The 12368-nt window shown below is 47.3% G+C and carries 15 protein-coding genes; 9 read left to right on the top strand and 6 right to left on the bottom strand.

The window, feature by feature from the left end; all coding sequences use genetic code 11:
• Window positions 1-2 precede the first annotated feature (2 nt).
• Genes SVXnc_RS02820 through SVXnc_RS02800 form a run of 5 tightly spaced genes read left to right on the top strand, consistent with a single transcriptional unit; the run spans window position 3 to window position 5588 of the window.
• A complete protein-coding gene (locus SVXnc_RS02820) occupies window positions 3-1100 on the top strand; it encodes a sugar phosphate nucleotidyltransferase (RefSeq protein WP_347721420.1) in 1098 nt (365 codons plus the stop codon).
• Window positions 1101-1149: 49 nt separating this feature from the next.
• Entirely contained in the window at window positions 1150-2292 is a 1143-nt protein-coding gene (locus SVXnc_RS02815; RefSeq protein ID WP_347721419.1) for a hypothetical protein, read from the top strand.
• A 35-nt stretch (window positions 2293-2327) separates the two neighbouring features.
• Window positions 2328-3581, top strand: coding sequence for a bifunctional sugar-1-phosphate nucleotidylyltransferase/acetyltransferase (gene glmU, locus SVXnc_RS02810; RefSeq protein ID WP_347721418.1), 1254 nt, complete (start codon window positions 2328-2330; stop codon window positions 3579-3581).
• Window positions 3578-5344 (top strand): hypothetical protein, encoded by a 1767-nt coding sequence (locus SVXnc_RS02805; protein WP_347721417.1) that lies wholly within the window; start codon window positions 3578-3580, stop codon window positions 5342-5344. Before glmU ends, SVXnc_RS02805 begins: the two co-directional genes overlap by 4 nt.
• A gap of 25 nt (window positions 5345-5369) precedes the next feature.
• Window positions 5370-5588 carry a hypothetical protein gene (locus tag SVXnc_RS02800; RefSeq protein ID WP_347721416.1) on the top strand — a complete coding sequence of 73 codons (219 nt, stop codon included), beginning with the start codon at window positions 5370-5372 and terminating at the stop codon, window positions 5586-5588.
• A 9-nt stretch (window positions 5589-5597) separates the two neighbouring features.
• Here the strand turns inward: SVXnc_RS02800 and SVXnc_RS02795 are convergent, their stop codons facing one another.
• A complete protein-coding gene (locus SVXnc_RS02795; RefSeq protein ID WP_347721415.1) occupies window positions 5598-5960 on the bottom strand; it encodes an HVO_A0114 family putative DNA-binding protein in 363 nt (120 codons plus the stop codon).
• 62 nt (window positions 5961-6022) lie between these two features.
• Between SVXnc_RS02795 and SVXnc_RS02790 the strand changes: the two genes are divergently transcribed.
• Complete coding sequence (locus SVXnc_RS02790) at window positions 6023-6391, top strand: DUF7718 family protein (RefSeq protein WP_347721414.1); 369 nt, start codon at window positions 6023-6025, stop codon at window positions 6389-6391.
• Between the two features lie 67 nt (window positions 6392-6458).
• Here SVXnc_RS02790 and SVXnc_RS02785 read toward each other — a convergent pair whose 3' ends face one another.
• A complete protein-coding gene (locus SVXnc_RS02785; protein WP_347721413.1) occupies window positions 6459-6626 on the bottom strand; it encodes a DUF1931 domain-containing protein in 168 nt (55 codons plus the stop codon).
• 147 nt (window positions 6627-6773) lie between these two features.
• Window positions 6774-7622 carry a DUF4349 domain-containing protein gene (locus SVXnc_RS02780; RefSeq protein WP_347721412.1) on the bottom strand — a complete coding sequence of 283 codons (849 nt, stop codon included), beginning with the start codon at window positions 7620-7622 and terminating at the stop codon, window positions 6774-6776.
• A 104-nt stretch (window positions 7623-7726) separates the two neighbouring features.
• Here SVXnc_RS02780 and SVXnc_RS02775 point away from each other — a divergent pair, with 104 nt between their 5' ends.
• Together SVXnc_RS02775 and SVXnc_RS02770 are read left to right on the top strand one after the other, a co-directional pair.
• Complete coding sequence (locus SVXnc_RS02775; RefSeq protein WP_347721411.1) at window positions 7727-8272, top strand: winged helix-turn-helix domain-containing protein; 546 nt, start codon at window positions 7727-7729, stop codon at window positions 8270-8272.
• A 98-nt stretch (window positions 8273-8370) separates the two neighbouring features.
• Complete coding sequence (locus tag SVXnc_RS02770) at window positions 8371-8835, top strand: multiprotein bridging factor aMBF1 (protein ID WP_347721410.1); 465 nt, start codon at window positions 8371-8373, stop codon at window positions 8833-8835.
• Here the strand turns inward: SVXnc_RS02770 and SVXnc_RS02765 are convergent.
• Both SVXnc_RS02765 and SVXnc_RS02760 read right to left on the bottom strand, forming a co-directional pair.
• Window positions 8832-9302 carry a metal-dependent hydrolase gene (locus SVXnc_RS02765; protein WP_347721409.1) on the bottom strand — a complete coding sequence of 157 codons (471 nt, stop codon included), beginning with the start codon at window positions 9300-9302 and terminating at the stop codon, window positions 8832-8834. The two genes, SVXnc_RS02770 and SVXnc_RS02765, sit on opposite strands and share 4 nt — an antisense overlap.
• A gap of 80 nt (window positions 9303-9382) precedes the next feature.
• Window positions 9383-10267 carry an ROK family protein gene (locus SVXnc_RS02760; RefSeq protein ID WP_347721408.1) on the bottom strand — a complete coding sequence of 295 codons (885 nt, stop codon included), beginning with the start codon at window positions 10265-10267 and terminating at the stop codon, window positions 9383-9385.
• Between the two features lie 81 nt (window positions 10268-10348).
• Between SVXnc_RS02760 and hisS the strand changes: the two genes are divergently transcribed.
• A complete protein-coding gene (gene hisS / locus SVXnc_RS02755; protein WP_347721407.1) occupies window positions 10349-11638 on the top strand; it encodes a histidine--tRNA ligase in 1290 nt (429 codons plus the stop codon).
• A 33-nt stretch (window positions 11639-11671) separates the two neighbouring features.
• On the opposite strand, the gene SVXnc_RS02750 is transcribed toward hisS, so the two are convergent.
• A complete protein-coding gene (locus SVXnc_RS02750) occupies window positions 11672-12334 on the bottom strand; it encodes a hypothetical protein (protein WP_347721406.1) in 663 nt (220 codons plus the stop codon).
• Between the last annotated feature and the right edge of the window lie 34 nt (window positions 12335-12368).

Here is a 12368-nt window from a genome sequence, read left to right as displayed (position 1 = left end):
AGATGAAAGCGTTAATACTCTGTGCGAAGAAAAAAGAAAACCTGTTTCCCTTCACCGAAACCACTCCAACCGGACTACTCCCGATCGCAGGGAAACCGGCGGTAAGACACATCATAGAGGATCTTCGCGCAGTCGGCACAGACGAAGTATTCCTCGTAACCAACCACCTGGAAGAACGGTTCGAAGACGAGTTCAAAAACGAGGAAGACATATCAATAGTACACCAAGAAGAGGTCACAGGCACAGCAGATGCTGTAAAACACTGTGATTTTATTGAAGACGATTTTTTCGTGGTAAACGGCGATGTAATAGTCTCAAGAGATGATCTGAGAGATCTTAAAAAGAAACACCTGAACGAACGCCCGGAGGCAACAGTACTGGGCGACAACGAGGATAGACCGGAAAAATTCGGAGTTTTATCTATAGTAAACGATGAGGTAAAAACCGTAGAGGAGAAACCGGAGCAAGCGGAAAACTCACTGGTTAACACCGGCGTTTACGCATTCAGAACCTCAATCTTCCAGGCAATCGAGGATTCTTCAAGCCCAAGTCTCGCAGAGGCTGTCGGCGAGCTAGCACAGAGACGAAAGGTCAAGATGAGTGTAATCGACGATTACTGGATGGAGATTGATTCATTGAGAAAAGTCTGGAAAGCCGATAGATTCAAACGTGATAAAGCAGTCTCCGGACAGGAAATAGCTGATTCAGCACAGGTCCACGAGCTTGTGGAAATCAAAGGAAATGTTAGAATAGGGGAGAATGTGGTTATCCGGGAGAACACCACTGTTGAAGGCCCTGTCATAGTAGGTGAAAACAGTGTTCTGGGTCCGAACAGCTCTGTATTTAACTCGACCGTAGGAGCTGACTGCCAGATACGAGGAGCCTCGGTTGAAAACTCGTTTTTATTCGACAACCAGGTTATCGATCCGCATACACACGTAGAACAGTCAGTTCTAGGCAGAGGAACAGATATAAAGGCCGGTACTGTTATCTATGAGTCTTTCATAGGTGATGAGAGCTTTATCGAGATGAACAACTCGGTTAAAGGCGCGACATTCTACCCGGATGCCCGGACCGATCTAGGCGAGATCACCAAGTAAACACCCAGATTATTAACACTAACGTCTTATTGTCATCCTAGGATAACAAATGAGTTTACATGGCTCTACGAGAAAAGTTGCCAGTCAAGCAGGTATACCAGAGTATAAAGTAGAGCAGGTGGCTGATGATATAGACGCTGTTATGAACGATAAAGGACTGGGAACGGCAGTAATTGTCCCTTATGTTGACATGAACGGTCCTATGGTCGATAAGGCATCTACTAACTATGAGACACATCAGGGAGTTGCGGAGACTGTAAAATACCTACATAACGTCTCTGAAACCGGCGCTTCACTGCTTTCAGGCTGGGATATTTCCACACTGAAGTATGTCGCGTCTGAGAAGCTTGGAGTTAACATGGATCATGTCGGCGAGCTAGGGGCTGTAACTGAAATAGACGGAGAGATACACAGCACCGTTGATGTAGGCCGAGAACAGATACTTAATTTCAGAAAAAACGCATGGCTGGAAGCTGCCAGTAGAGAAATGACTCTACAGGAACAGGGCAACGTTAGCGCTGTAACTGGCTGTATGTACGGCGAAGGCGCCCGCTCAGATCTTTACAACAACCCTATAGCCGAATCATCGCGGCAGAAATTCTCTATGGACTTGCTTTCAGAGTGCCTTGAAAGACGGGAGACAGTCGATAATCGGAGCTACAGCCAACAAGGAGATTCAATGGTGGTCGATCTCTCCTCGATGAACACGGTAGCTGCTCTATCAGATGCGTTGACAGAAGAATATCCACTTGTCGGGCTTAAATGGGAGTCTGTCGGAGACCAAGCCGTGAAGATAACTGAAAACTCCTTCGAACAGTCAGAGCTATCTGATGAAGAGTTTCTCGAAGAGTTCCAGAGCTTTATGGACGGTGTTGCTGCCGGAACTAACTTTGAGACAGATCACAACCCTGATTGTTCCACGGACTTCCAGAGAACGGATGTGGCAGTCTCGAAGGAGCATGGCGCAGAGTACCGTGCCGATATGATCACCGAAGACGAAACTGATTACATACTTGTCAACATGGGCGATAAACCCGGCGACATCCTTGAAGGCGAGCAAACAGTTTTCGTAGGCCAGCGAGATATGCCTGTTGAAGAAGAACTCGAAGAACGTGATATGAGTTATGCGAAAGCTGACACCGCAGCAGATTACTCTTTAGGCCTAGCTGAAGTCATTAAACGCAGGAACTGACAGAGTAATAAAAACAGGATACGTGTAACTAAGTTATGAAGGCAGTGATCCTGGCAGCAGGCCGGTCAAGCCGGTTCAAACCGTTGAGCGACAACCAGCATAAAGGACTTACAGAAGTTCTCGGCAAACCCATAATCGAACACACCGCCGACGAGCTGAGAGACGCCGGAGTCGATGAAATAATAGTTGTACAAGGCCCGGACAGGGAAATTGAAAAACAGGCAAAGCATATCGCCGATCACTTCGTAGTCCAGGAAGAACCGGAGGGAATGGGAAACGCGTTAAGACAGGCACAGCATCTTCTCAAAGGACGCTTCATGGTTTTAACACCTTACCGGGCTAACGCCGCGAAGTTCTTCAAGCCTATGATACAGAAAGCAGAGGATGAAAACTCTGAGATCGTTTTCGTCTCAACGCCTACACAGGACCCGGAAAAGTACGGAATCCTGGAGCTTGAAGACGGTAAAGCTACAGACATGGTGGAGAAACCGGAACCGAGCCAGGCACCTAGCGATCAGAAAATAGTGGGAATGTACCTTCTCCATGAGAGCTTTTTCGACTATCTCGATGAAGTCGAAAAATGGGAGTACCAGTACGAGGACGCACTGAGTGAACAGATGCGTGAGACTCCGGCTTCCGTCCTGAAAATCCAGGAGGAAACTAACTCGATCAAATACCCGTGGGATCTGTTCTCAGTCACAGAGGAACTCCTGGAAACAAGGGAAAAACAGGTTGCCGACACAGCAGAGATCGCAGACTCGGCCGAGATTAAAGGCAAAGTTATAGTTGAGGAAAACGCCAAGATATTCGAAAACGCTGTCGTGAAAGGCCCGGCGTACATCGGGAAAAACGCTGTTGTAGGTAACAACGCACTTATCAGAGAAAACAGTTGTCTGGAGAAAAATGTCGCGGTCGGTACGAACTCTGAGGTTAAAAACACGTTACTCCAGCCAGGTTCAAGCTTCCATTCTGGTTTCCTAGGAGACTCGGTGATAGGCAGAGATTCGAAGATAGGAGCAGGAACCATCACTGCCAACAGAAAGTTCAGGGAGAACGGAGAACGACCGCAGATAGCTTCGGAGCTGATAGCCAAAGAATACAGCGAAGATACCTGTAGACGGTCTCTCGGAGCTTTCATAGGCGAGGACGTAGATATCGGAGTCAACGTCTCGCTGATGCCTGGAGTTCAGATCGGAAGCAATGCCAGGATAGGACCGGGAACAGTAGTCACTGAAAACGTCGAGAACGGGAAAACCGTCTACGTAGACCAAGAGGTTAAAACAAAATGAGAATAGGCATAGATTTCGACAGAGTCATATTCGATACGGAAAACTTCGATGAATACTTCAAAAACAATACAGGGCTTTACCACGTCGAGGAAAGTGTTTACGACAGCAATGGAAACTACTCTCCGGAAAAACACGCGGAAAAATGCGGTATCAACGTCGAAACCGTTTACAACGCGCTTTCAGATCTAAGCAACTTCCTATACGAAGATATAAGGAACCTCTCCGAGCTTGAAGGCCACCAGCTCGTCTTAGTAACCCGTGGCAGAGAACGGTTCCAGGAGAAGAAAGTAGAAGCATCGGGCGCAAAAAAACTAGTTGACTCCGTAGAATACATTGAATCCGGATCGAAAGACGAGGCCGGGATAGACGTACTCATAGATGATAGAGAAGCTGAGATTGAAAGAGCTGAAGTCCCTGGATTTGTCTTCGACCGTCAAAACCATGATGCTGAAGATATCATCGATTTCATCCGTGCTGAAGAAGTTTTCAACCGTTACGATGTAAGAGGATACTATCCGGAGCAGATAAACGAGAGCTTTGCCGCTGACTTCGGGAAGGCGATCGGCAGCTTCCTGCTGGAAAATGACTCCACGAAACTCGTGGTCTCACGGGACAACAAGGAAAGCTCGGAAGAGCTTAAACCAGCTTTCATAGAAGCCGTAAGATCGACTGGTATCGACGTTGTAGATGTCGGAGTAGGACCGGCGGACTATGCGGCCTTCTCCGGTGTGAAAGAACAGTCTCACGCCGTCGAAGTCACTTCGTCCCACCTACCGCTCGATACCAACGGCTTCAAGATGATGTACCCTGAAGGCAACGGATTCATCAACGAAGACCTCAACAGAATCAAACAGATATTCAGAAAGAAAAACTTCGAGGAAGGTAACGGCGAGCTTATCGAAACCTCATACAGAGAAGAGTACGTTACAGAGGCATTAGAGCTATTCGAACAAATTAAAGACCGATCAGAAGGCAAAATTGTCTACGAGTCAATGGGCGGCGCCGGATCAGTGTTCGTACCGGATCTTCTACGTCAAGCTGGTTTCGAGGTAAACGAACTCAGCGAAGAACACTCTCGGCCGCACATCGATCCACCTAATCCGAAACCAGAGCTACTGCGCCATGTAGAAACAGAGGTAGAGGTGACAGACGCGGATATGGGTCTCGCAAACGACATGGACGCTGACAGGGTCGCCTTGTACTATGACGGCGAATGGATTGACGGAAACACGTTGTTCGCATTATTCACACAGCTAATCCGGCCGGAAAGGATGGTGGCTTCAATCGATACATCTCAGGTAGTTGAAGACAGCTTCGACGGCCAGATACGTTACACGCGTGTCGGCGACCCGTTCGTCATCGACGAGACAATCAACTTCGAGGCCGCTCTATCAGGAGAACCGAACGGACACTACTGTTTTACACAATTCGTGCCTTACAACTCTGGGACACTGGCGGCCTTACTACTTGCCGGAACCGACCTGGAAAAACGCCTAGCGGACATACCAGAGTTCTACAACTTACGTAAAGCAATACAGGTCGAGGAGAAAAACAGCAAGATGGAGGGAATCGTACAGGAAGCCAGCGAGCTTTTCGAAGTAATCTCCGAGGCCGACGGCGTATGCTACCGCACAGAGGACGCACGCGTTCTTATCCGCCCATCCGGCTCATCTCCGAAAATCCGTGCGATCGCCGATGCGAACTCACAGCAAGCCGCACAGAAAGCACTTGATGAAGCCATAGAAATGATTGAGAACGCATAAAACTCTCCCGCCGGAACTAACCAGTATGAGCGAACAACTTCACAGCTTCGAAGTCGGACCTTACGAAGTAATGGAATACACAACAAAAATGGAAGAAGACGGGAAAGCAGTGATCGAAGTCAACGGCGGCGACCTCGGCCGAATAACAATCGAGAACCTGGAAACCATCGAACAGCTAAGAGAAGCCCTGGAAAAAGTAGAAATGGAACTAATGGAAAAAGAACGGAGAGGAGAGGAACTCTAACAAGTTCTCTTATATTATTTCTCCAGCAATATGCTGATGTCGTAACCTTGGGCTTAGGGATCGGCCATTACTCTCAAATTCAACTACGTTCTTCCGTCTTAGCAAATCTAGATCATCATGGATATTTTTGACGTCTCTCCCAAGTTCCTCTGCTAGTTCTTTTTTTGAATCAAATTCTTTTTCTCTAAGAGCCTTAATCATCTTTAACCTTTCTTTAGTTGTTATCTTGCTATAGGATTCAGAGTCTAAGACCAAGATATCCTCTGATCTATTGTCTTTAGTATCATGGATCTTTCTCAACTTGTCGATTCGAGATTCCTCTCCTGATTGCGTCTCGGTGTCGCTGAGACTATGCGGGGTGTCCAAGCTCATTGTGTAATTATACTTTGAACCCTCAAGTTTTAAACAATTGGTGTTGAAGACCAATATATTCAATGTCGTCATGGAATGAAAAACTAGAGACGTCAATAGGTAAGATCAAGGACAGTACCAAGGAAAATATAATTGATGTGACTGCCCACATAATGCATAACGGATATCCTTTCAAAGATTTCGCTGTCCAGGTCGAATTTCCACATCCGCGAAAGGAGCATGAAAGAGTACAGCTTGCCAGAATTGACAGATCTCACGGCTATCTTCACCTTGACAAGCTTTACGGCAATAATAAAGAGAAGGTTCGATTATTTGAAGCCATGAATGCTTGGGACGCCGCAAAATATCTGGAAGGTCGATGGAAAACGTACTACAACAGATGGTCTAACAGAGAAGACACTGAATCTCCCAAAATATTCGAATTAAGGTAATATTCTCGAGAAAATAAAAAGAGAAAAAGTTAGGGTTTCCCTCACGTGAGGGAAGAAAGCTCGTGATTTAAACGTCGCGAGCTTTGACTGTTCTGCGTCCGTTTGCTTCTGCTCTTTCGACAGCTCTTTCGATCATATCCTTGACCTGTTCGTCTAGAGCATCATAGAAGTCAGATCCTACGTTGACTCCGTCTGCTGCATCACGTACGCCAGACTTCTTAAGTACGTCTACCATAGTTGATTCACCAACGAAAGCTTGTCAAGCCTCTCTTTTATAGGTACGGGGAATACTACCCGAAAAGTACATCATCAACCCCTTCAGATCGAAAAAGTTGTTATAAGACCGTGGTGAAAGAGAAAAATAAGGAGCTGGAGAGAAAAACTACTCTCTCCGAACTCGTTTGAAAGCTCTGTAAACGCCGTAAAGCACTGCGAACGGTAGCAGGTAGCCGATTCCTACGATCGTCCAGCTGATTGTTGTGAAGATCGCTCGGTACGCATCTGTGAATGAGTTTCTAAGCTCGAACTCAGAGGTAATAGGTTCAGGCTCCTCGAACTGAAGCGAAATCCGTGTATAATCGACACGGCGATCAATATCTTCAAGCTGGGTCTCCAAGTACTGGATTCTGCTTCTAAGCTCACCCATACGTTCCTGGATCTTGATCAGGTCCTCAGTGCGGTTCGCATCCTCCATTAACTCCTCGAGTTTTTCAAGTTCCTGGCGTTTGTTTTCTAGTTCCAGTTCTAGTTCGGTGTAGCGTTCTGTTACATCGTTGACGTTCCTGTTTTTGGATTCAAGCTTCCAGTTTTTCGCATCAAGCTCATCCATGAACTCGGAGACGTTTTCGCTTGGAACACGGAGTGTGACGGATGCTGAGTTCGCTCCGTTTTCGTTGTTGTAGAAGTTCTCTCCGGTCGAGTATCCTCCGAACTGTTCGGCGATCCCTATAGAATCATCTACCGCCGATCTGATGTTGACTGCCTCGAAGTCAAGGCTGTAGGTCTCGATTCTTTTCCTCTCAGCGGTGCTGGCTGCGGTTACACTTTCCCGCGCGTCCATGGTTAAAGCATTCGGCGTGCCTGCTGCGAGTTGCTGGCCTTGATAGGCCATGTTTCCGTTCGTTCCCATGAAATGTGTTGATAATCCGCCTACTGCTACGATTAAAACCGCAGCGGCGGCTAAAAGTACTGTGCTGTTTTCTTTTCCGAAACTCTTTGCTTTGTCTAACATATCAGGGTTTGAGTTCTCGAGGTTAAAATGTGTATAAGACTTGTTCGGTTTATCACGAACGTTCGGATAGAGTCTAAAAAACTGTGTTCAAACAGTTTAGTTGTATGGAGATCGATAGGAAAACCGTTGAGGCTCTTGCCTCCCCGACCCGTATAGAAATCCTGAAGGCTGCGCTGGAAGGCGAATCAACCACCACGGATATCAGCGAAGAGATACAGAAAACCAAGTCAACGGTCTCCTCACATATCGAAAAACTTACCGAAGCACAGTTACTTGAGAAAGACGCCGAGGAAGGACGTCGCCGGGTAAACTACACTCCTACGCGTAAGGCTCGCTCGATCATCAAGGGACGTAGGAAGAAGATGCAGTTTTCACTTCTCACCGGATTCGCAGCTATTATCGCAGGAGGAGCTGCTTTCTGGAACTACTTCGAGCCGATGAGTACGAACTCGGCTGAAGCCACTGTACAGTCCCGGGAGATGACTGCGATGGCAATGGATACAGCTGCCAGAGGCACCGCGGAGACATCGAATACAGGAGGAGTTCCGGAGCTTGAGCTGGTTTTCCTTGCTGCTGGAGCCGTGTTTTTCTCGGTTTCGATAATCAGCTTTCTGTACGGCTATGTTATGATGCGGCTGAAAGCCGAATAAGCATGGGTGTTGAGAGGTGCTGGTAGTTCTCTCCGGTGGATATTAAACGTTTCAGCTAGCTACGTATTATACAGCTCACTCAGGAGTTTGATCAAAAAATGGCTTCATGCGAACTTTGCGGCGAAAAGGTTTCAGACCTTACAAAAGTCAAGATGGAAGGAACAATTCTCAAGGTATGTGACAGTTGTACCGATATGGGAGAGAAAGTCACCACGAGAACCAAGAAAAGCTCGAAGAGCAGGAAAAAGAAAAAATCCCGTATCAAAAGAACTGCTACGCCGGCAGACAAGACCTTGGCAACTGATTACGGCGCACGTGTCAAGAAAGCCCGTGAAGCAAAGGAAATGACCCACAAAGAACTGGCTGACAAGCTGAATGAAAAGCAGTCACGTATCAGCAAGATAGAGACACAGAACCTCAAACCAGATGAGAACCTAGGACGGAAACTCCAGAAAGTTCTCGACATAACACTATACGTCAACTCAGAGGTCTCTAACTACAACGTATCAAACGCTGATGATAGGGACGCAACTTTAGAGGACGTCGCCGACATCAAAGACTAGCTTATCTTAAAATGCCGGTCAAGCGTCAAATGGGAAAGTATGCCGACTCCAAGCGCCAGGCCAGGCAGAAAACTTGCGAAAAAGTAAGCACTCAGTCCTATACCTGCCAAGGTTGAGAGGAACATAAAGCTTAGAGAGTGTGTAAAGCCTCGGTGTTTGAACTTTATACTGGAAAACCCTATGTAAACCAGCAGAAATGCTAGAGCTGCCAGAATAAACCTGACGTGGATAGGATAGGAAAGGTAGACTATTATTGTTATGCCAGACCCGACTGCGCAGAAAGATTTTGCCGCACGATGTGCGTACGCTTTTTTATGATCTATGTCGGGCAGTACAGAACCGGTTACAACTGCGAGACCTGAACAGAAAAGCTCTAGCTGTGTGAGCGCCATTTGCTCGGCCATGAAGTAGGCGGTTACCGCGGCTGCGAGAAAACCGAATACTACGTGTTCATGGAAATCGCCCATACTTTAGATGCTTTAAGACGGTTTAAATTCCTCACCGCGGAGTTCTCCGCATTGGTTCTGACGTTCACAGACCACTTATCTCAGGAGCTGAGTTCAAACTCTCCGTTACAGACAGCTCTCAGCCCGTGAAGCACGACCTCGTCTCCCAAGGTGGATTTTTCGAACTCCGGTACTTCATTGATAGTCTCCGAGCCGATCTCGTCTACAGGCTCTTCGACAACAGTATTGAAATGGTTTAACGCGACTGCGCCGCCAACATAGACTTTGCCAGGGTTGAAAAGATCGATTATGTTCATGAAACCTCTCTTGTTGTATTCCTGGACTTTTTCTATTGTTTTACAGGCATTTTCCTCTCCTAGATCGCAGCTCTGGAAGATCTCCAGTGAGTCCTGGAACTCCGCACCGAACAGCTTTTCCGCGAGCTTCGGCATTCCGTTCCCGCTACAGTATGCTTCCCAGTGGTCTGTTCCTCCGCATCCGCATTTGATGCCTTCGCTGCCCACAACCATGTGACCCACCTCTCCTAGGTTTCCGTTCCAGCCTTCGACTATCTCGCCGTCGATTACTGCGCCCATGCCGATTCCGCTGGAGATCGTGATGTAAGCGATGTTTTCCAGCTCGTCGTCGCCGTAGTAGTATTCTCCGGCAACAGCTGATGTACAGTCATTTACGAAGACTACTTCTCCAAAGTTTTCCAGAGGTTCAACGATCTGGACCTCATCTAAATCATCTATATTAGGCGGCCTGAAAACGCCTTCCTTTCTATCCAGAGGGCCTGCGACCGCAGCTGCGACTTTCCCAACATCTTCCGGTCTGTAGCCAGCCTCCGAGAGCGCGTCCTCAATATTTTCATCGACTCTCTCCAGGAAGTTCTCGGTTTTTACGTTACGAGTGATCTGGAACTCGCCGTTTCCAACTCCTATCAGCGTGTTGGTGCCTCCGATATCGACACATAGGAATGCCATAATACCTAGTATTACTCTGCTTGTTAATGAACGTTCCCTTTATCGAACCCTGTAAAAAAATAGCTCAAACATTTTGAACTTATGACAGAGGAGATCAAAGGCCTGAAGGGTTTCTACGACCGGTACCCGGAAGACTGGGCTAGCTGGAGAAAACTAATTGATACTGTAGAAAACACGGCAAAGGAGTTCGGATTCCGAGAAATCAACGCACCGAGCGTCGAAAAAGCCGATCTTTACCGGGTAAAATCCGGAGAGGAGCTGATGGATCAGATGTACAACTTCAAGGACAAAGGCGGCCGGGAAATCTCGTTAATACCTGAACAGACACCAACCCGCGCCAGACTCGTCCAGCAACGGAAAGATCTCAAGTCTCCGATCAAATGGTTCGATACCTCGAAGAGATGGAGGTATGAAAACGTTCAGCGCGGACGTGACAGAGAGTTCTTCCAGACAGACTTCGATGTATTCGGAGTCGACTCCGTAGAAGCTGATGCGGAGGTAATTGCAGCCGGAGCAACGATCTACAAAAAGCTGGATCTGGATGATAGAGTAAACTTCTTGGTAAACGACAGAAATCTGCTTGAATCAATTCTCGAGGCACATGGAATCGAGAAAACCGAGCAGGCGATGAAAGTCATCGATGATAAGGAAAAAATGGGTTCTGAGGAGTTCATTGACGAACTGACTGATGTAGGTCTTGAAGCCGATCAGGCCGAACAGGTCGATGAGATAACCAGTATCTCGGGTCAGATCAACGAACAGATATCCGAGCTACGTGAGCAAGCACCGGAAGACGCACAGGAGGCAGTCGATAGAATGGAGGCTCTTTCTGAGACCCTTGAGGCCTATGGAGTCGCCGAGATGGTTGAACTTGACCTCTCGATCGTCCGCGGACTGGCTTATTATACCGGTTTGGTCTTCGAGGCATTTGACTCGGAAGGAGAACTACGCGCACTTTTCGGCGGAGGACGTTACGATGATCTCGTCGGCATGTTCGGAGGTCAAGACGTTCCGGCAGTAGGATTCGCCTTCGGATACTCGACTACAATCGAACTGCTGAAAAAGGAAGATCGCTGGCCGCTGAAAGAAGTTGAGACAGATGTGTACGTACTGACAGTTTCAGACTCTGTCAAGGACAAAGGAATGGAGTATGCTAAAGACTTGAGAGAGAAAAATCTGACGGTTGAGACCGATCTATCCTCAAGAGGATTCGGCTCCCAGCTGGAGTACGCTGATTCGATCAACGCGAAAAGAGTCTTGATTGTAGGGGAACGCGACCTGGAAAACGATGAGGTAACGATCAAGCACATGGATTCCGGAGAAGAGGAAAACATCGGTAAGGATGAGGCGGTTGAAAAACTCACGGAATAAAAAGAGGGCGGGAAAACCTGTCCACCATATTTTCTAGTAGTCGTCGCTGCTTAGAAACTGACTAAACTGGTTGAATTGCCCGGCTTTCTTACGGCCGAAGTTCATACCCATTTGCCTATCCTTTTCCATCATTGTATCAAGCAAAGAATCGTAGCTCTCGACTTTCTCCTCTAGTCCATAATGAGAAGCGAAGTTCTTCGCCATTGTGATGGTTTTGAACGCAGTTCTTCTGTCCTGTACCTGGCCTGGTTTCTCAGGATCGCTTTCACATAGATACTCTATAGAAGCTTTGGCAGGTTTAAGCGCAGCTGTTCCTTTCACTCTCGAAATATCTCTATCTGTGGCGCTGGAGGCATCCGCCTTCCTTCTTGCCGCATCTTCCGCTTTCTCCAAGAATTTATCAGCCATCTTTTCATTACGGTGCGCTCTATCCAAGTGGGAAGTCGCAACAGTTTCTAGAGCATTTATGTAATCCGAGGCAAACTCTCCGATACCGAAACCATTGTCTTCCGCCACTTCGGCTAGACCTTCGTAATTTCCTCTTTTAGCATATCCAACGGCTTCACTCTGTACCTCCTCGTCTTCAATAAACGAAAAAGGCAGTGTTTCTTGCTCGCCTCTGTCTTCACCGGACGACGTAGCTGTCTGATAGGCTTTTTTGGCCAGATCTCCTAGACGGTTGTCTCTAAAGTTCATGGAAAACTGTCTTCGCACAAACTTTTTTAATACT

Origin of the sequence: Candidatus Nanohalococcus occultus (assembly GCF_029207735.1) — an archaeon.
Lineage (GTDB): Archaea > Nanohalarchaeota > Nanosalinia > Nanosalinales > Nanosalinaceae > Nanohalococcus > Nanohalococcus occultus.
The sequence above is the reverse complement of the archived record's forward strand: the minus strand, read 5'-3'. Positions and strand labels throughout refer to the sequence as shown.

What these genes read in the sequence shown, in the direction of transcription:
- SVXnc_RS02820 (WP_347721420.1), top strand. Translation starts at nt 3, where the DNA reads ATGAAAGCGTTAATACTCTGTGCGAAGAAAAAAGAAAACCTGTTTCCC.
- SVXnc_RS02815 (WP_347721419.1), top strand. Translation starts at nt 1,150, where the DNA reads ATGAGTTTACATGGCTCTACGAGAAAAGTTGCCAGTCAAGCAGGTATA.
- glmU (WP_347721418.1), top strand. Translation starts at nt 2,328, where the DNA reads ATGAAGGCAGTGATCCTGGCAGCAGGCCGGTCAAGCCGGTTCAAACCG.
- SVXnc_RS02805 (WP_347721417.1), top strand. Translation starts at nt 3,578, where the DNA reads ATGAGAATAGGCATAGATTTCGACAGAGTCATATTCGATACGGAAAAC.
- SVXnc_RS02800 (WP_347721416.1), top strand. Translation starts at nt 5,370, where the DNA reads ATGAGCGAACAACTTCACAGCTTCGAAGTCGGACCTTACGAAGTAATG.
- SVXnc_RS02795 (WP_347721415.1), bottom strand. Translation starts at nt 5,960, where the DNA reads ATGAGCTTGGACACCCCGCATAGTCTCAGCGACACCGAGACGCAATCA.
- SVXnc_RS02790 (WP_347721414.1), top strand. Translation starts at nt 6,023, where the DNA reads ATGTCGTCATGGAATGAAAAACTAGAGACGTCAATAGGTAAGATCAAG.
- SVXnc_RS02785 (WP_347721413.1), bottom strand. Translation starts at nt 6,626, where the DNA reads ATGGTAGACGTACTTAAGAAGTCTGGCGTACGTGATGCAGCAGACGGA.
- SVXnc_RS02780 (WP_347721412.1), bottom strand. Translation starts at nt 7,622, where the DNA reads ATGTTAGACAAAGCAAAGAGTTTCGGAAAAGAAAACAGCACAGTACTT.
- SVXnc_RS02775 (WP_347721411.1), top strand. Translation starts at nt 7,727, where the DNA reads ATGGAGATCGATAGGAAAACCGTTGAGGCTCTTGCCTCCCCGACCCGT.
- SVXnc_RS02770 (WP_347721410.1), top strand. Translation starts at nt 8,371, where the DNA reads ATGGCTTCATGCGAACTTTGCGGCGAAAAGGTTTCAGACCTTACAAAA.
- SVXnc_RS02765 (WP_347721409.1), bottom strand. Translation starts at nt 9,302, where the DNA reads ATGGGCGATTTCCATGAACACGTAGTATTCGGTTTTCTCGCAGCCGCG.
- SVXnc_RS02760 (WP_347721408.1), bottom strand. Translation starts at nt 10,267, where the DNA reads ATGGCATTCCTATGTGTCGATATCGGAGGCACCAACACGCTGATAGGA.
- hisS (WP_347721407.1), top strand. Translation starts at nt 10,349, where the DNA reads ATGACAGAGGAGATCAAAGGCCTGAAGGGTTTCTACGACCGGTACCCG.
- SVXnc_RS02750 (WP_347721406.1), bottom strand. Translation starts at nt 12,334, where the DNA reads ATGAACTTTAGAGACAACCGTCTAGGAGATCTGGCCAAAAAAGCCTAT.